At 44.3% G+C, this 18161-nt stretch carries 20 protein-coding genes and 1 pseudogene; 8 read left to right on the forward strand and 13 right to left on the reverse strand.

The window, feature by feature from the left end:
• Window positions 1-57: 57 nt before the first annotated feature.
• From purA to dnaB, 3 genes are all read right to left on the reverse strand, one after another.
• Window positions 58-1350 carry an adenylosuccinate synthase gene (purA, locus tag MHH82_RS36480; RefSeq protein WP_003226929.1) on the reverse strand — a complete coding sequence of 431 codons (1293 nt, stop codon included), beginning with the start codon at window positions 1348-1350 and terminating at the stop codon, window positions 58-60.
• Between the two features lie 205 nt (window positions 1351-1555).
• Entirely contained in the window at window positions 1556-1975 is a 420-nt protein-coding gene (locus MHH82_RS36485; RefSeq protein WP_072175424.1) for a VOC family protein, read from the reverse strand.
• A gap of 120 nt (window positions 1976-2095) precedes the next feature.
• The gene (gene dnaB / locus MHH82_RS36490) at window positions 2096-3460 is read right to left on the reverse strand and encodes a replicative DNA helicase (protein ID WP_003226923.1); all 1365 of its coding nucleotides are present in this window, start codon (window positions 3458-3460) and stop codon (window positions 2096-2098) included.
• A gap of 169 nt (window positions 3461-3629) precedes the next feature.
• Here dnaB and MHH82_RS36495 point away from each other — a divergent pair, with 169 nt between their 5' ends.
• A complete protein-coding gene (locus MHH82_RS36495) occupies window positions 3630-3830 on the forward strand; it encodes a DUF2188 domain-containing protein (protein ID WP_003226922.1) in 201 nt (66 codons plus the stop codon).
• Between the two features lie 47 nt (window positions 3831-3877).
• Here MHH82_RS36495 and MHH82_RS36500 read toward each other — a convergent pair whose 3' ends face one another.
• Complete coding sequence (locus MHH82_RS36500) at window positions 3878-4081, reverse strand: hypothetical protein (RefSeq protein ID WP_003244312.1); 204 nt, start codon at window positions 4079-4081, stop codon at window positions 3878-3880.
• Between the two features lie 120 nt (window positions 4082-4201).
• On the opposite strand from MHH82_RS36500, the gene MHH82_RS36505 reads away from it, so the two are divergent.
• From MHH82_RS36505 to MHH82_RS36515, 3 genes are all read left to right on the forward strand, one after another.
• Window positions 4202-4342: a YycC family protein gene (locus MHH82_RS36505; protein WP_003242786.1), complete on the forward strand. Its 141-nt coding sequence runs from the start codon at window positions 4202-4204 to the stop codon at window positions 4340-4342.
• Window positions 4343-4414: 72 nt separating this feature from the next.
• A complete protein-coding gene (locus tag MHH82_RS36510) occupies window positions 4415-5623 on the forward strand; it encodes a CynX/NimT family MFS transporter (protein ID WP_003226917.1) in 1209 nt (402 codons plus the stop codon).
• A 105-nt stretch (window positions 5624-5728) separates the two neighbouring features.
• The gene (locus MHH82_RS36515) at window positions 5729-7780 is read left to right on the forward strand and encodes an ArnT family glycosyltransferase (protein ID WP_072175423.1); all 2052 of its coding nucleotides are present in this window, start codon (window positions 5729-5731) and stop codon (window positions 7778-7780) included.
• Between the two features lie 36 nt (window positions 7781-7816).
• On the opposite strand, the gene rplI is transcribed toward MHH82_RS36515, so the two are convergent.
• From rplI to MHH82_RS36535, 4 genes are all read right to left on the reverse strand, one after another.
• The gene (gene rplI, locus MHH82_RS36520) at window positions 7817-8266 is read right to left on the reverse strand and encodes a 50S ribosomal protein L9 (RefSeq protein ID WP_003226915.1); all 450 of its coding nucleotides are present in this window, start codon (window positions 8264-8266) and stop codon (window positions 7817-7819) included.
• Entirely contained in the window at window positions 8263-10242 is a 1980-nt protein-coding gene (gdpP, locus tag MHH82_RS36525; protein WP_003242517.1) for a cyclic-di-AMP phosphodiesterase GdpP, read from the reverse strand. The genes rplI and gdpP overlap by 4 nt, the downstream gene beginning before the upstream one ends.
• Before the next feature lie 36 nt (window positions 10243-10278).
• Entirely contained in the window at window positions 10279-11208 is a 930-nt protein-coding gene (locus MHH82_RS36530; protein WP_003243969.1) for a YybS family protein, read from the reverse strand.
• 226 nt (window positions 11209-11434) lie between these two features.
• A complete protein-coding gene (locus MHH82_RS36535) occupies window positions 11435-11584 on the reverse strand; it encodes a hypothetical protein (RefSeq protein ID WP_003226909.1) in 150 nt (49 codons plus the stop codon).
• A 145-nt stretch (window positions 11585-11729) separates the two neighbouring features.
• Between MHH82_RS36535 and cotF the strand changes: the two genes are divergently transcribed.
• Entirely contained in the window at window positions 11730-12212 is a 483-nt protein-coding gene (cotF, locus tag MHH82_RS36540; RefSeq protein WP_003243364.1) for a spore coat protein CotF, read from the forward strand.
• Window positions 12213-12241: 29 nt separating this feature from the next.
• On the opposite strand, the gene hypR is transcribed toward cotF, so the two are convergent.
• Window positions 12242-12619 (reverse strand): transcriptional regulator HypR, encoded by a 378-nt coding sequence (hypR, locus tag MHH82_RS36545; RefSeq protein WP_003242487.1) that lies wholly within the window; start codon window positions 12617-12619, stop codon window positions 12242-12244.
• A gap of 204 nt (window positions 12620-12823) precedes the next feature.
• Between hypR and MHH82_RS36550 the strand changes: the two genes are divergently transcribed.
• The gene (locus MHH82_RS36550; protein WP_003226902.1) at window positions 12824-13753 is read left to right on the forward strand and encodes a manganese-dependent inorganic pyrophosphatase; all 930 of its coding nucleotides are present in this window, start codon (window positions 12824-12826) and stop codon (window positions 13751-13753) included.
• A gap of 32 nt (window positions 13754-13785) precedes the next feature.
• On the opposite strand, the gene MHH82_RS36555 is transcribed toward MHH82_RS36550, so the two are convergent.
• Window positions 13786-14232 (reverse strand): DUF6376 family protein, encoded by a 447-nt coding sequence (locus MHH82_RS36555; protein WP_043940253.1) that lies wholly within the window; start codon window positions 14230-14232, stop codon window positions 13786-13788.
• A gap of 11 nt (window positions 14233-14243) precedes the next feature.
• Window positions 14244-14564, reverse strand: a complete 321-nt coding sequence (locus tag MHH82_RS36560) for a hypothetical protein (protein WP_003226899.1) — start codon at window positions 14562-14564, stop codon at window positions 14244-14246.
• 100 nt (window positions 14565-14664) lie between these two features.
• On the opposite strand from MHH82_RS36560, the gene MHH82_RS36565 reads away from it, so the two are divergent.
• Both MHH82_RS36565 and MHH82_RS36570 read left to right on the forward strand, forming a co-directional pair.
• Window positions 14665-15975, forward strand: coding sequence for an MFS transporter (locus MHH82_RS36565; RefSeq protein WP_014478548.1), 1311 nt, complete (start codon window positions 14665-14667; stop codon window positions 15973-15975).
• A 159-nt stretch (window positions 15976-16134) separates the two neighbouring features.
• Complete coding sequence (locus MHH82_RS36570) at window positions 16135-16872, forward strand: MerR family transcriptional regulator (RefSeq protein WP_043940254.1); 738 nt, start codon at window positions 16135-16137, stop codon at window positions 16870-16872.
• A 37-nt stretch (window positions 16873-16909) separates the two neighbouring features.
• On the opposite strand, the gene MHH82_RS36575 is transcribed toward MHH82_RS36570, so the two are convergent.
• Together MHH82_RS36575 and MHH82_RS36580 are read right to left on the reverse strand one after the other, a co-directional pair.
• The gene (locus MHH82_RS36575; protein WP_043940255.1) at window positions 16910-17698 is read right to left on the reverse strand and encodes a hypothetical protein; all 789 of its coding nucleotides are present in this window, start codon (window positions 17696-17698) and stop codon (window positions 16910-16912) included.
• A gap of 67 nt (window positions 17699-17765) precedes the next feature.
• Window positions 17766-18153 (reverse strand): annotated as a pseudogene (locus tag MHH82_RS36580) (YybH family protein).
• Window positions 18154-18161: the final 8 nt, after the last annotated feature.

The raw sequence follows: 18161 nt of genomic DNA on the forward strand, positions 1-18161 counted from the left end.
TGCGGCTTTCAAACAAAAAACAAGCCCCTGATATAGGGGCTTGCAGACATATTCTATTTAGTTCGCACGGTACACACTGCGAAGGACATTTGTTTGTGAGCGGTCTGGACCGACAGAGAAAATAGAAAGCGGAATGCCTGTCAGCTGAGACACACGCTCAAGATAATGGCGCGCATTTTCCGGAAGCTCGCTCAAGCTCTTCGCACCTGTAATATCCTCAGTCCAGCCTGGCATTTCTTCATAAACCGGCTCACATTCAGCAAGTGCCTTAAGACTTGCTGGGAATTCTTCAATGATTTCGCCTTTGTAGCGGTACGCCACACAGATTTTCAACGTTTCAATTCCTGTTAGGACGTCAATTGAGTTCAGAGAAAGATCTGTAATTCCGCTCACACGGCGGGCGTGGCGGACAACAACGCTGTCAAACCAGCCGACACGGCGCGGGCGGCCTGTTGTTGTTCCATATTCGCGTCCGACTTCACGGATTTGATCGCCGATTTCATCTTTCAGCTCAGTCGGGAAAGGACCGTCGCCGACACGAGTCGTATATGCTTTTGATACACCGACAACGTGCTTGATTTTGGTCGGGCCGACACCAGAACCGATCGTGACACCGCCGGCAACCGGGTTAGATGACGTAACAAACGGGTATGTTCCTTGGTCGATATCGAGCATAACCCCTTGTGCGCCTTCAAATAATACACGGCGCCCTTCATCAAGAGCATCGTTTAAGACAACAGATGTATCGCAAACATATTTTTTAATCTGCTGGCCGTACTCATAATATTCGTCTAAGATATCCTCAAGTTTAAACCCTTCTGTCTCGTACATTTTCTCGAGAAGACGGTTTTTTTCTTCAAGATTGCGCTCAAGCTTTTCCGCAAACGCGTCACGGTCTAACAGATCCGCGATGCGAATTCCGATGCGGGCTGCTTTATCCATGTAAGCAGGGCCGATTCCTTTTTTCGTTGTGCCGATCTTGTTAGCCCCTTTACGCTCTTCTTCCACTTCATCCAATTTCAAATGATACGGCAGAATGACGTGAGCTCTGTTGCTGATTCTCAGGTTATCTGTACTCACGTTGCGCTCATGAAGATACGCAAGCTCTGTGACTAATGCTTTCGGATCTACAACCATTCCGTTTCCGATTACACACGTTTTATCCTTATAGAAAATTCCAGACGGGATTAAGTGAAGCTTATATGTGATTCCGTCAAACTTGATTGTATGTCCTGCGTTATTTCCGCCTTGATAACGGGCGATCACTTCTGCATTTTCTGATAGGAAATCTGTAATTTTACCTTTTCCTTCATCGCCCCATTGCGTACCTACTACAACTACTGAAGACATGTCCGTGCACCTCCGTTAACCTTTCAAAACGATTCTATTCAAACAAATCAAGTTTATCAGTGAAGAAACAGAAAGTCAATTGTAAATCCGAACATTAAATTATTGTAAATCTATATTCGTTCGCTTCCTTTCGTTTTATAAGCGTTTTCTCACTGTTTTGTCATAAAAAGCTTGCGAAACTTTCATCCTTTAGCATAAGAAAGAATCACTTGCCTGATATCCCTTTTGAATTCATAAAAACGACCCGCCAGCCGTCCGGGTCCTCTATCGTCACGCCCCCATTGCTCCAGTACGGGTTCTCTGATTCGACCTCTTGATAGCCCATGTGCTTTAGCTTTGAAGTGATCGCTGCCAGTTCATCTGCATTCGGCACATAAAAAACAAGAAGGCTGTCGGGATGGGGAACGGGGGCAGCGCTTCCCCCTTCATACTGGGTGAATTCTAAATGATAATCGGCATGAGGAAGGCCGAACATGACACCGTCATACCCGTTATGCTTTGAAAATTCTCCTATTCGTTTCAAACACAGTCCCTCTTCGTAAAAACGAATAATCTCATCAAGCTGGCCCGTAGGACGCGCAATTCGGAGTTGTGCTGCTTGAAAAGACGAAAAACGTTTTCCCATATTGTTACCATCTCCTTTTTGCACCATTTTATTAAAACGCTTTCAAATTTTCATCCGCTGAGCGAACGTCATTTCTTCCATCTTTCGAATGAAAAAAACCCCAAGAGCAGCTCTTGGGGCTTATGCGCCGGGCGGAACGCCTGCGTCATCAAAACGCCGTTCCAGGTTGACGAATTTGTTGTATTCTTTTACGAACGCAAGAGACACGGTTCCTACCGGGCCGTTACGCTGTTTGGCGATAATAATTTCGATAATATTTTTATTCTCGGTTTCTTTGTCATAGTAGTCATCACGATAAAGGAACGCGACAATATCCGCGTCCTGCTCGATACTTCCTGATTCCCGGATATCAGACATCATCGGACGTTTATCCTGACGCTGCTCAACACCCCTGGAAAGCTGAGAAAGCGCGATAACAGGGACTTGCAGTTCCCTGGCAATCGACTTCAGTTCACGGGAAATTTCAGATACTTCCTGCTGACGGTTGTCCTTTGAACGACCGCTTCCCTGAATCAATTGCAGGTAATCGATCAAAATCATGCCCAGCCCGCTTTCCTGCTTCAAGCGGCGGCACTTGGCACGGATTTCACTCACTCGAATACCCGGTGTATCATCGATGTAAATCCCGCTGTTCGATAGGCTTCCCATTGCCATCGTCAGCTTGCCCCAATCCTCTTCGGTCAGGTTACCTGTACGGAGATTCTGGGCATTGATATTTCCCTCGGCACAGAGCATACGCATAACGAGCTGCTCGGCACCCATCTCAAGACTGAAAATCGCTACGCTCTCATCGGTCTTCGTCGCCACGTTTTGTGCGATGTTCAGGGCAAAGGCTGTTTTCCCTACTGAAGGACGGGCAGCCACAATGATCAAGTCGTTGCGCTGGAAACCCGCAGTCATCCGGTCAAGCTCCGTAAACCCTGTTGGAATTCCCGTGATATCACCTTTTCGATTGTGAAGCTGTTCGATATTATCATAGGTCTGGACAAGGACGTCCTTAATATTTTGGAAGGCACTCGTGTTTTTGCGCTGTGCCACTTCCATAATCGTTTTTTCCGCTTCACTGAGTAAATCCTCGACCTCATCCTCACGGGTATACCCGTCTTGAGCAATCGTTGTCGCAGTTCTGATTAATCGGCGAAGAATCGATTTTTCCTCAACGATTTTCGCGTAATATTCTATGTTAGCCGCTGTCGGCACCGAGTTTGCGATATCTGTCAAATATGAAATGCCGCCTACTTCTTCCAGCAGGTCTGTGTTCGCAAGCTCTGATGTGACTGTCACCAGATCAACCGGTTCACCTCGGTCACCGAGCACCAGCATCGCATTATAGATTTTTTGGTGGGACATTCTATAGAAATCATCTGGAATCAATACTTCTGAAGCCAGTGTTAAAGCAGACGGCTGTAAAAAAATAGCGCCTAACACGGCTTGTTCGGCTTCTATATTTTGCGGAGGAAGCCGGTCATTCAGAAGGTCTGTCATGCTAAGCACCGTCCTCTCATTAAAAAATCTCCAACCTCCATTCTACCATTTCTACAGAAAAAAAATAGAAAAATTGTCTGTTTCCTGTTTTTTTCAGTTAGCAGATTGGATCGTTTCGGACAGTAACAAGGCGGGAAAAATGCAATAAAACATGAGGGAGGAATGAAAGATGATAAAGAAATATGCGATTACGCCTAATGTTGATGCGGACGGCTGGTTTATTGAGGTGGAGAATGTAGCGCCGACAGCTTTGTATACGTCTAAAGACGCCGCTATTGAAAAGGCCAAACAGGTGGCTAAGGAAAACAGTCCGTCTAAGCTTGTAATTTATGACCAGTTTAAAAATGTGGAAGAAGAACACTCATTTTAATGAATGAAAGCCTTCGCTGCAGCGAGGGTTTTTTAGCGGTTATCGGTTTATTTCATCCATTGGATGCCTATGTGCATCATCAAATCTGCCGCTTTTTGATACAGATCCCACTCCCCGATCGAAGCAAATTTCCCCATCAGCTCCTGAAGCTTTAACCTCATTGCTATATATTCTTCGAAAGTGACAGCTTTTTCAGTGTCTATTTGGTGTTCCTTCAGCATTTGTTTTAATAAGGATAACGGTGCGTGCATAAGAACCCTCCTTACCTCTTTTATAACGGTCATTTTCCGATTGCTCTATTCCTTTGTGACATCTTCTTACATTTCACATCTGATTCTTGTACAATGGACAGAAGAGAGGAGGGATCTTTTGTGAGACCTTTGCAAATTTCTGCCGAAACTGCACAAAAGCTTGCAGAGTCCTTGAATCTGCCGCTTGAACAGATCATGCATATGCCTCAGCATATTCTGCTTGCCAAAATGGCTGAACTGCAAAAAGAGGACAAATCATAGCCTTCATTCACATACTTGCTTACCTGTTTCGGGATAATATCATGTATATGTTAGAAAAGAGGAGTAACTGCTTTGCCACATCCACATAATAAAAAAATCCAATCATTTTGGCTGATCACCGGCATTATCTTTATCGCCTTTAACTTACGGCCCGCGATCACTTCAGTCGGTCCGGTCATTAGCTCTATCCGGGCAGAGCTGCACATGTCCAATGGGGCAGCCGGTTTTTTGACCGCACTGCCGCTGCTTTCGTTTGCAGTTCTTTCTCCACTTGCACCTAAGCTTGGACAGCGCCTCGGTAATGAGCGAACTTTATGGCTAGGTCTCGTGATACTGCTGATCGGTGTTCTGACTCGTTCTACCGGCTATACTGCCGCTTTGTTTTTCGGAACGGCACTTATCGGCGTCGGGATTGCGATTGGTAACGTACTTTTGCCAAGCTTAATCAAACATAAATACCCTGAAAAGCCAGGGATCATGATCAGCCTGTATACGACATCAATGAATATATTCGCAGCTTTAGCATCGGGTGTCAGCGTTCCTTTAGCGACCCAGATGAATGGCGGATGGAAACAAGCCTTTCTCTTATGGGGCGGGCTGGCTTTGCTTGCATTGCTGATCTGGATACCTCAGCTGCGCCATCGAGATACGGCAAACCAGACAATGAAGCTGCAATCCAGTTCCATTTGGGCTTCCAAAATGGCATGGTATGTCACCATCTTTATGGGCCTGCAATCGTTTTTATTTTACAGCAGCATCGCTTGGTTTCCTGAAATTCTCCGTTCACACGGGATTGATACGGCAACAGCCGGATGGATGGTATCACTCATGCAATTTGCGAGTCTGCCTTCCACTTTTCTGACGCCAGTTTTAGCTGACCGTGTGAAACAGCAGCGCGGTATCGTTGCGGCGCTGGCCTCAGTTTATCTGATCGGCCTCTGCGGATTATTAGCGGGCGGAAGCCATACATTGCTTGCCATCTGGATGATCATTATCGGTATCGGGCAAGGCTCCAGCATTAGTCTGGCCCTTACTTTGATTGGTCTCCGCAGTGAAAATGCCCAACAGGCCGCTGCGCTGTCAGGCATGTCTCAGTCATTCGGCTACCTGCTGGCAGCAGTCGGGCCAATCTTTGTCGGCTATCTCTTTGACCAGACGCATTCTTGGACGATGCCGATTGTGCTTCTCATTGCTGCCCTGATCGTAATGGGAGCAGCTGGACAGGGAGCCGGACGAGATCGATACATTTTTCAGTCAGAAAAACAAAGAAATTCAGCATAAAAGCGGGGAAAATATCTCCGCTTTTTTCTTTGAATATTTATGGTTTATTCATAAGTTTTTCATATTTGTTTTTTACAATTAGACACCATAAAGAGGTGAAAAACGATGAAAACCAAACGATTCGACGCAGCCCTTATTTTTATTTTGCTGGGAGCAGCTTTTTTGAATACGTATCACATTTGGCAGGAGGACACAGCGAACCAGTACTATTTGGCGGCTGTAAAAAGCATGACGCAAAGCTTCCATAATTTCTTTTATGCGTCATTTGACCCTTCTGGATTTGTGACAGTAGATAAGCCTCCTGTCGTGTTATGGATTCAAACGATTTTCGCACTGATTTTCGGTGTTCACACGTGGAGTGTCATCATTCCCCAGGCTCTTGCCGGAGTTGGGTCTGTATTCCTTCTCTACAGAATGATTAAGCCGACTTTTGGAATTGGAGCGGCCCGCATTGCCGCACTTGTCATGGCACTGACCCCTATCGCAGTAGCTGTCAGCCGGACAAACAATATCGACAGCATGCTTGTTTTTACCTTATTGCTCGGTTCAGCTTGTCTGCTTAGGGCAGTAAAACAAGGCAAGCTGGTTTGGCTGCTGATGGCATTTGCCCTAATTGGGCTCGCCTTTAATATGAAGATGATGCAAGCGTTTATGGTATTGCCTGCATTTGTGTTATTCTACCTAGTTGCATCTCGGGTTTCTCTAAAGAAAAAAATCGGGTCCCTGCTCCTGTCTCTTGTCCTTCTGACAGGCCTTTCACTCTCATGGGCGATTGCAGTGGATTCAGCCTCTTCCTCAAGCCGGCCTTATGTAGGAAGCAGCCAGACTAACTCAGTGCTAGAACTGGCCTTTGGCTACAACGGCACAGAGCGTCTGCTTGGGCAAACTACGGGCCTTGCAAAGGGTGATATGAATGCTGCTGGCGGAGGGAACATGCAGAATCAAGACAACATGCAAGCGCCAAATGGCAACGGTTCATCTTTTTCTCAGAACGGAAATCAATCATTCGGAAACCATTCACAGGCGCCTCAGCCGCCTAACGGACAAACCGGCGCTCTCAATGGAGGCGGAGGCACACCTCCCACAGGTGGCAACGGGCCTGGAAATGGAGGGCCTGGCGGCGGAAAAAGCATGAATATGTTCGGCACCGGTGATCCTGGCCCGCTTCGTCTTTTCCAATCAGCACTTTCCGGCCAAATCAGCTGGATGCTTCCATTCTCATTGATCGGATTACTGGGCGCAATCGTCAGCTGGTACCGTGATCGCCGCGGACATGCTGCTAAAATGAAAGAAACGCTATTCTGGGCGGCTTGGCTTGTTCCCGTGGCTGGTTTCTTCAGCATCGCAGGATTCTTCCACCAGTATTATTTGATTATGCTGGCACCGCCGATTGCCGCCCTTTCTGGTATCGGATGGTATACGATGCACCGCTTATACAAAAATAATAAAGACTGGTCCAGCTATCTTCTGCCGGCAGCCGTCTTGATCACAGCCGTGTTTCAGATGTATATTCTGAGCGCTTATACAAGCCAAATCGGCAGTGTATGGATGTATGTCCTGGGGCTCTTAGGACTGGGCATCACCCTTGCACTTCTGATGCTTAAACGCAGCCATCCGTTCAGTAAGCTGCTGACCATCATCAGCTTGTGCGTTCTGCTTCTCACACCAGTTTACTGGTCAGCAACGCCGCTTCTATACGGTGGCAACAGCGTCCTTCCTGAATCCGGCCCGCAGCTCAAAGGCTCAGCAAACGGCGGGAACATGTTCTCTTCAGAGGTCGACAGCGGGCTCCTGTCCTATCTGAGAAAACACAATACCGGCGAAGAATATTTATTTGCTACTTTGACAACCGTAACAGCTGCGCCATACATCATTTACGAAAATGAATCTGTTATGGCAATGGGCGGGTTTAACGGCACGGATCCCATTCTGACTGTGTCGGAACTGAAAAAACTGATCAAAGAAGGCAAAGTGAAATACTTCCTTCTGTCAGAAAACAACTCAGGCAACAGCGAACTTGTTTCCTGGATTAAGAAAAACGGAAAAGAAATAACATCTGACGAGTACAGCGGTTCCTCCAGCAGCACAAACAGCGTGCAGGGAATGCGAAGAGGACCTGGCGGAGAAAGCCAGCAAACTCTTTATCTCGTGGAATAAAAAAAGAGGCTTGGATGAATCCAAGCCTCTTTTCTATTAAGCTTCTTCTTTTACATGTACCTTTAACACAGCCTGCACTTCAGGATGCAGCTTCACAGGCACGTTTGTATATCCTAATGCACGAATGCCGTCCGGCAGTTCAAGCTTCCGCTTATCTACTTTAATGTTATGGTCTTTTTGGAGCTGTTCAGTGATTTGCTTGCTTGTCACTGAACCAAATAAACGGCCGCCCTCACCTGATTTTGCGCTAAGCTCAACAGTCAGTTTTTCTAATGTCTCTTTCAAGCTCTTAGCCTGCTCAAGCTCAGCAATGGCTTCTTTTTTCTCTTTCTGCTTTTGTCCGTTTAACGCGCTGATGTTTGACGCGTTCGCTTCAACCGCGAGGCCTTTTTTAATTAGAAAGTTATGCGCATAACCGTCTGCTACGTTTTTGACTTCGCCTTTTTTTCCTTTTCCTTTTACATCTTGTAAGAAAATAACCTTCATCTCTGTACGCCTCCCTCAAAATACTCATCTATGGCGTGCTTCAGCCGTTCCAGCGCTTCAGAAACTGAAATGCCGGACAACTGAGTCGCCGCATTTGTTAAATGCCCTCCGCCTTCCAGGGCCTCCATGATGATCTGAACATTTACCTCGCCAAGCGACCGAGCACTGATACAAACCGTTTGTTCATCCCGTCTCGCCACCGCAAATGAAGCCTCAACCTCACTCATCGATAGCAGCGAATCGGCAGCCTGCGCAATCAGCACTTGATCGAAGTATTCCTCTTCATTTTCAGGAAGAGAAGCAATCGCAATGTTATCTTTATAGAGGACCGTATGCTGGATCAGCTTCGCCCGTTTAATATAGGAATCAACGGTTTCTTTCAGAAACTTCTGCACCAGCACCGTGTCGGCGCCTTTTGCCCTTAAATAAGAAGCCGCATCGAAAGTCCGCGAGCCCGTGCGGAGAGAAAAGCTCTTTGTATCCACTATTATACCAGCTAATAGGGCTGTTGCTTCAATCATATTGATTTTTAAGCGCTTCGGCTGATATTCAAGCAGCTCTGTCACCAATTCCGCTGTGGAAGAAGCGTATGGTTCCATATAAACGAGCAGCGGATCTCTGATAAACTCCTCACCTCTTCGGTGATGGTCGATGACCACGATATGTTCAATTTTATTGACCAGCCGTTCCTCCATGACGAGTGACGGCTTATGTGTATCAACGATCACAAGCAGTGTGTCATCATTGGAAATCTCCATTGCTTCTTCAGGCGTAATAAATCTTGACCACAGTTCTTCATATTTTTTGATTTCCCCAATCAAACGCTGCACACTTGATCCGATTTGGTTTGGGTCAATCACGATAAAACCATCTTTGTTATTTGCCTGAGCCACCTTTAAAATCCCGATCGCTGCGCCGATAGAATCCATGTCGGGGAATTTATGCCCCATGATAATCACATTGCTGCTTTCGGTGACGATTTCCTTTAAGGCGTGAGAAATCACGCGGGCCCGCACCCTTGTTCGTTTCTCCATTGGGTTTGTTTTACCGCCGTAAAACTTCACCTTGCCGTTTGGCAGCTTAATGGCTACCTGGTCTCCGCCGCGTCCCAGTGCTAAGTCCAAGCTGGATTGCGCCAAATCGCCAAGTTCTTTCAGGGAAGAGACTGAAGCCCCGACACCGACGCTTAACGTCAGCGCTACACCGTCAAACGAGGTTTTTTCCCGCACTTCATCAAGAATCGAAAACTTCGAATTTTCGAGTTCAGTTAAGATATGTTCATTAAGTACAGCAATAAAGCGTTCTGAAGACGTCCTTTTCAAGAAGATCCCGTACTCCTGCGCCCAAGCGTTCAGCAAAGATGTCACCTGGCTGTTCATCGTGCTTCTCGTCTGGTCATCCAATCCTTGTGTCACATCATCATAGTTATCAAGGAAAATATATGCCAGGACGGTTCTTTCGTTTTCATATAGCTTTTCAATCTGGATTTGTTCTGTTACATCAAAGAAATATAAGAGACGCTCATCCCGTTTGATGACAACCCTAAACTTGCGGTCATTCAATGTAACCGTTTCCGATTCCACCTCTTGTTTGATAAGCGGCACTACCGATTCACAAGTATCGTAAAGTGATCTCCCCACTAAAGTGCTTTCATTAAAACAAGAGGAAAGAAACGGATTTGCCCATTCTATATAATATTGGTCATTAAAAAGCATGATTCCAATCGGCATTTCCATCAATGCCTCTTCACCGACTTTTTTCAACCTGTAGGACAACGTAGAAATATAAGCATCAATCTCTTGTCGAATAAGAGAATCAGCACGCTTAATAAAAAACAAAATAACTGCCAGCAGCAGCACTTCGACGGTTCCTAATATCCAGTTAAAATAAAAGCTGATGAGGATTGTAATAATTGACAGAGCAATCAATGCATAGATGGGATACCGAAACAGCGGTTTTTCATAAAAGCTTGGCATTTCTATCACTCCCCACCATGTGAGTAAAACTCATGTTCACTTCACCTTATTCCTTATATGAAAGCCCATATCTAAAACGCCTAAAATGCGAATGGCCGCCATGAAGACCGGATGCACAAACCCAAGTATGACAGCAATCACAGCCGCAGCCTTTGGATATTGTTTCTTATGGCAATAGAAAAAGATAAATGATAAACCTTGGATGAAAATCAGAAACCCGAGTATAAACTCCCCATTTAAAGCGATAGAGTACAGCATTTGGCCTTTTTCTAAAGGCAAAAATGAAAGCATGACAATAATCAAATACAGTACTACAACACTTTGCGGAAACTTCAACTCTCTAAAAGGCTTTAGATTAGGAATATCGGGGGAGAATCGCCTTAAGAGCGGCTTAGCGATAAGGTAACTGAGGAAAGAAAAAATAACTCCTACCATCACAATAGCTGTTGGAAAAAGATATTGAACGATACCCAATTGTTCTTCCATCAGTTTTAATTGCTTCTCAAACTGCCCAGCATTGCCCGACTGCTTCGCTACAGTTTCTACAATATCAAGAGATTGCCGGTATTGTGTCATTGCCTCATCAATGATATTGATACCCAAAAACTGAATGCTTATCACAAAATAGAAGACAATACTAAGCATATAAATAAGAGCGCCCGAAATAATGGCGTGCCCGGGCTCTTTCCTTTTGAAAAAATGTCCCATGGCAATGCCGGCGCAAGCTGACATAAAAGCTACAATAAGCCCGTTAAAGGACCCGACAATAAAAACAACCGGAAGACTGACAGCGCCCATCCATATCCCTAGCTTCAATCCATGTCTGATCGTATACAAGATCATTGGCAGCGGCAGTGCAAATAACAGAATTGTTCCAATCACAGGAACATAAACGACCAGAAGCGTAATGATCGCAAACAGACTGATTAAAATAGCACCTTCCATTAAAGCTCTCGTTTGTTTCACTTAGTCACCTCGTATCATCCTGAACATACGAATAGAAAAGAGCAGCATAAACGACTGCTCTTTTGTTCATCGCTGCAACATGCTTTGCACCGAATGTTTTTATATCATCTCTAAATTTTACTTTTATATTTTAACATAAGTCCAAATCGCAAGTAAAATGACGCTAATGTTTCATGTGAAACATGAAAAAGGAAAAGACATTCTTTGAAAAGAATGCCCATCACAATTAATGTTTATCATCCATAAAGCCAGAAGATTCCTTGTTTTTCTTTTTCGTTTTTCTGACATACATAAAAATTAAGATCACCAGTAAAAGGGTTGTTGCTTGCAGAACGCCGCTGCTAAACAAGAAAAAGTTCTTTATCATGTCCCACATTGTGTTTCACCTCTTTGTGCATGTTCTCAACCCGTATCCTATATAAGGTGAATTTCCCTTTTTAAAAACTTCAAAACATCATGAACAACATTGAGCGTTGGGCATATGCTGATATGGAATCTGATCGATAAAGGAGAATTTTCACATGGATGAACGCAGAACATTGGCTTGGCATGAAACATTAGAAATGCACGAGCTGGTTGCTTTTCAATCAAACGGACTCATTAAACTGAAGAAAATGATAAGAGAAGTAAAAGACCCTCAGCTCAGACAGCTTTATAACGTGTCTATTCAGGGTGTTGAGCAAAATTTGAGAGAGCTTCTTCCGTTCTTTCCACAGGCTCCGCACAGAGAGGATGAGGAAGAAGAACGCGCAGATAACCCATTTTACAGCGGTGACCTGCTCGGTTTTGCCAAAACATCTGTCCGCAGCTATGCCATCGCAATTACAGAAACAGCAACACCTCAATTAAGAAACGTACTGGTCAAACAGCTGAATGCTGCCATCCAGCTGCACGCCCAAGTTTATCGATACATGTATCAGCATGGATATTATCCGTCTTACAACCTTTCTGAACTGTTGAAAAACGATGTCAGAAACGCCAACAGAGCCATTTCAATGAAATAAAACAAGCAGCAAAGGAGTTCCCTTTGCTGCTATTTCTGCTGATCCTTCACTAAGCCGTTCGAACGATAAGATTCCAGCACGTCTCTGTTGGATTCTCCCCATTCTTTCATTTGCAAAACAATCGGTTCAAGCGTGCGCCCAAATTCCGTCAGAGAGTACTCTACCTTGGGCGGCACCTGGTGATAAACCTCACGGTGCACGATGCCGTCCGCTTCCAGCTCCCTCAGCTGGAGAGTAAGCATTCTTTGAGTAATACTCGGGCAGATTCGCCGAAACTCATTAAATCGTTTCTTGCCATCTATCATGTGATAAAAAAGAATTCCTTTCCACTTTCCGCCAATGACATCTAGAGTGAATTCAACTGGACAGCCTTCTTTGTTCGGGTATATATTCTTTTTTTCACTCATTCTTGACCCTCCAATAGTACCTTTTTTGATACTACATTACATTTTGCAACTAATCTACCCAGTATTTTACACACCTTTTCTCCTTAGCTCAAAGAAAATGCTTCTTATTCACATCAATTTTTAAGGGTTTGCATGATTACACCTGCAGCAAGACGTGTTAAACTATATAAAGATTACACTACTTAAAAAAGGATAGGAGCTATCATGGAAAAGATACTTATTTTCGGACACCAAAACCCAGATACAGATACGATTTGTTCTGCGATTGCTTATGCTGATTTGAAAAACAAACTCGGCTTCAATGCTGAGCCTGTCCGCCTCGGACAAGTCAACGGCGAAACACAATACGCGCTTGACTATTTCAAACAAGAAAGCCCGCGTCTTGTTGAAACAGCTGCAAACGAAGTAAACGGCGTTATCCTGGTTGACCATAACGAACGCCAGCAAAGCATCAAAGACATTGAAGAGGTTCAGGTTTTAGAGGTTATCGACCATCACCGCATCGCTAACTTTGAAACAGCTGAGCCGCTTTACTATCGTGCTGAGCCTGTAGGCTGTACGGCTACCATCTTAAACAAAATGTACAAAGAGAATAACGTGAAAATCGAGAAAGAAATTGCCGGCCTTATGCTGTCTGCGATCATTTCTGATTCCCTGTTATTTAAATCTCCAACTTGCACGGACCAAGACGTAGCAGCAGCAAAAGAGCTTGCGGAGATCGCTGGAGTAGATGCTGAAGAATACGGCTTGAACATGTTGAAAGCAGGCGCTGATCTAAGCAAAAAAACAGTGGAAGAGCTCATTTCTCTTGATGCGAAAGAATTTACACTCGGCAGCAAGAAAGTCGAAATCGCACAAGTAAACACAGTGGACATTGAAGATGTAAAAAAACGCCAAGCTGAATTAGAAGCTGTGATCTCAAAAGTTGTGGCTGAGAAGAATCTTGATCTGTTCCTTCTCGTTATCACAGATATCTTAGAAAATGATTCACTTGCTCTTGCAATCGGTAACGAAGCAGCGAAAGTGGAAAAAGCGTTCAACGTTACATTAGAAAACAACACAGCCCTCTTAAAAGGCGTTGTTTCCCGTAAAAAACAAGTCGTTCCTGTCTTAACAGACGCAATGGCTGAATAAGCAAAAAGCATCCCGCGTCGGGATGCTTTTTCTTATTCACCCAGCTTCTCAATTTGTCCCATCACATCAGTAATTTGCTTTGCGTTTTGGACCAGGTCTGACTGCTCCAATTCTTTAAGCGATACCTTGCCTTCCTCGGCTTGTTTCAACACATCTTCAGCGCTTTTCTGCAAGGTTTTGTTATGTTCCTGAATGGTTTGATGAATCTCCGCTGCGGCATCAGGCGGCGTTAATTCATTAAAATCAGCGGCAGCCTTCTGAATCGACTCAAGCTGCGTTTCAAGTTTTTCTTTCGCCTCGGTGTCATTTACAGCTTTCTCAGCCAATTCAGGCGCTTCCTCTGCAAATGTCTTCACCTTCTCCACATACCCCGCTGCTTCACTCGTATAGTTCAATCCGTCGTTCACCTGATCAAGCATGCCGCATCCGCCTGCACTCAAAAGTCCCACTCCGGCAAGTACTGTCAAAATGATCTTCATCTTCAGCCCCCTCATCGTTTCTTTTTCATTTTTTCTTTTAAGATCGGAATCAATTTCTCTTTCGCTAACGGCAGCCCTTTCCTCACCAATTCACGCTTCAGCCACTTTTTCAGCTTAGACATTCTGATGCTCCTCTCCCTTTTTGATAAAAATGAAAAAACTCCACCAATTTGGTGAAGTTCCTGAAACAAAAAGACCTTCACCAAATCAGATTTGGCAAAGGTCTCGCTAACAATGAGATTGCCAGCAAAGCCGAGGACACCTTGTCCCGTAATGACGACTTTACTGTGAAAGCTACTCCCCTTTGGAGTGTTCATTTTTATTACTTTCATTCTAAAGCACCGATCTGTTCCAGTCAAATTCCTGCCGTTTATATAAAAGCGCGCTGTGGTATTTAAAATTTGAATGGTTTTTCTATCAGGAGATCATGCTATGACAGAGGAGGTTTTCATCATGAGTCAAGAGCGCGTGAAACGGCCTGGGCATACCAGATGGTACATATCTTCGTTACTTAGCGGCATTATTATTCTTAATTATTTTGACCGAGTGGCCATCTCGGTAGCGGCCCCTGCGATACAAGATTCGTTTCATCTTACTGCAACTGAACTCGGCATCGTGTTTTCCATTTACACCTATTCCTATACACTGATGCAGCTGCCTGTCGGAAGTTTGCTGGACCGTTTTGGGGTCGCATGGGTCACGAGGGTTGGAATGACAATATGGAGCTTTTTAACGATCCTTCTTGCTTTTTTGCAAGGAAAATTGCTGTTGTATCTGTTCCGGTTTCTCATTGGGCTGACGAGCGCCTCTGCGTTCCCCGCTGCCTCTAAAGCAACCGCTCTCTGGTTTCCTCCAAGTGAGCGGGGATTGGCAAACTCACTGTTCGATTCGGCCGCCAAGTTTTCAAATGTAATCGGCGCGCCATTGGTCGCCTTTCTTGTCACAACATTTGACTGGCGTGTCGCTTTTTTGACGATTGGATGCATCAATGTGCTGTTTACGATCTTTTTCTGGCAGTATTATGAACAGCCTGAACGGCACAAACGCATTTCTAAAAGTGAACTAAACTATATTCAAAAACACAATGCCATTACAACAGAGCAAATCCCTTACAAAACGGGCCCGCTTTTAAAAAAGCTTTTCACCAATCGGAAAGTATGGGGCTTAATGATCGGATTTACAGGGTACGGGTATACATTCAACCTGCTGCTCACCTGGCTTCCGACTTTCTTTAAACATACATACGGTATGGATCTCATGTCGTCCGGTTTATTTACAGCAGTGCCGTGGCTGATCTCAACCATTTCCGGAATTGCCGTCGGCGGCTGGCTCGTCGATTATTTTATTAAGAAAGGCTATCCTAACACCAAGGTGTACCGAACCGTAATCATAGTCGGAATGAGCTTTGGCTTTTTCTTTTTAGGATCCATTCTGACGAACAATATTACCGTAGCCATTATTTGCATTTCCATCGGACTCGCCGGAATTTCCGCAACCGCTCCGGTCGGCTGGTCCATCTCCGCAGAACTCGCGCCGATCGGTTCCGTATCCATGCTGAGCTCCATGGTGAATCTCGCAAACAACCTGTTCGGAGGCATTATTGCTGCGTCACTGACAGGGTATTTGTTTGATGTGACAGGCTCCTTTACCCTCAGCTTTCTGGTAGCTGGTTTTGTGCTGTTGCTGGGATTGGTTTTTTATGTGTTTGTATTAGGGGATGTAAAACGAATTAAACTGGAATAAAGAGTGCTTGCTGAAAAGCACTCTTTTCTTTGAATCCGCCAGGTGTTATTTTCTTTCTCCCACATTCACTAGGCTGTCTTCGGACGAAAACACCACCATTTTATCCTTGACTCCAACCAAAAGTAAGGCCTCATAGTGAAAGAAGAAAGGAGGAGTCGGATGGTGAAATTAACAGTAAAAGAACTATCCAATATTGCGAATGTCACAATCAAAACGCTTTATCATTACCACAAAATCGGCTTGCTAGCCCCAAAGGAAATAAGCGAAGCCGGATATCGGTACTATGGTGCTGACGAACTAAAAAGACTGCAGGAAATCCTTTTTTACAAAGAATTAGATATTCCTTTGTCAGAAATCAAAACATTACTAAAAGAGGATGCTGAAAGAACAAGTACATTAGAAAAACAAAAAAAGCTGTTTGAAAAGAAAATTGAAAAGTATCAGCGTCTCATTCAAACAGTCAACACATCTTTAGAATACACTAGAAAAGGCGAAAACATGGATCATAAGGTAATGTTTAAAGGATTTGAAAGCGCTGAAGAATGGAAACAATCTTTAGCAGAACAAAATGGGTATTTAAAAGAGCGTTACGATTTTGAATTGGATACACATACAATCAATGTCGATGAAATGAACAAAATGGCAATAGAGGCTAAACATTTTCTTGATAGGATGGCTGATTTTTTAAGAAATGGTGTAACGTATCATGACCCTTCCGTGCAAGAGCATGTCATGAATCATCTTAAGTTCCTAAATCAGAACGGGCATCCGACAAGTAAAGAAGATTACGTAAAACAAACACGTTTTTTTATGCAAGATGATTTCCATAGAGGAATGTTAGAAGAGCAGCAAGCCGGTTTATCTTATTATTTGGTTGTCGTTGCAGAACACCTGTAGTGTTTTGTCACCCTTTATAGGGTGACAGCCATCAGGATTACAAGACAGCACCGCCAACAATCGAAACATTCTGCCGGTCAACGACAAAACGCCGTCCGTTCCATTTTAATACGGTTTGAACATATCCCAATGAGTCGGCGTTATACCTTCCCGCTATCCGCTGGTACGCCAAAAATTCGTATACGCCGTCTCTGTCAAAATCAACCGGATACAAGCCCGATAAAGGATTCACCCATCCTTCTATCGGCATTTTTAACACACCTTGGCTGTTATAAATCTCATTCAAATATTCCCTGCCTTTGTAAGTAAGGTCGAGGATATACATTTCGTTTTGCTGATGACTGATGACGCTCGCTTTATATTGATTTTGATACCTCACACTGTACTTTAATTCATCATTCAATACATCTGAATTGAAAATTCGCCGAAACTGCCTGTTTAGATAGGCAAACACGTATGCATAAATAGCACCGCCGCTTCCCCCTGTATCTATTACCACTGCCACATCCTCAATCTTGTCGCCTGTCATATCCCCCAGAAAAAGTGACGGATTGTATCCCATATTGTTTTGAAGCTGAATCTGCTGCTCCTGATGGGTTCTGCCATCACGGATCACCAATGTGATATTTCTCCATAACGGGCTGCCGGGCATTTGATTTCCAGTTAGAAAGACCTCGTCAATAATGCCGTCTCCCGTTACATCGCCGCGAGTAGATGCAATGATTGCACGTGAGGAGACAGGCTGCCGAAATACGTATGGATGTTGAACAAGTCCTCTGCTTTCATAAAACCAATAAGGAGCCATTCTGATGTCATACACATTCAATTGTGTCACCTTCCCTAATCAGCTGAATGAATCATTATATGCAGGAATGGCACATCAAAGACATATCTTACACACCAATTAAATCCGTACCATATGAGTTATCGATTACACAAAGCCACTCGCCTTGCGCATTCTTCTTAAATACATAGGTCGCCCTTCTTTCCATCGCATACTTGGAGTCCTTTTTATCCGAATCAAGCAGTGTCTGAGAAAGGACGAGTACCGTGTCACCTGCTTCCAACAGGATCATTTCCCCTTGTTTCGGGACAATATGATGATTGAAATAGTTCGCAATCGTAATAAACGCTTTTTTGATTTCTTCTTTGCCTCGCGCGATCATGCCCGGCTTCACGACTAAAACGGCATCTTCCGAATAATAATTCATCAGTGTATCAAAATCTTCATTTTGGATTGCCAGATCACACGCAGAGATGGTCTTTCAATTGCTGTTCCAAATGAATTC

The organism is Bacillus sp. FSL K6-6540, assembly GCF_038007545.1.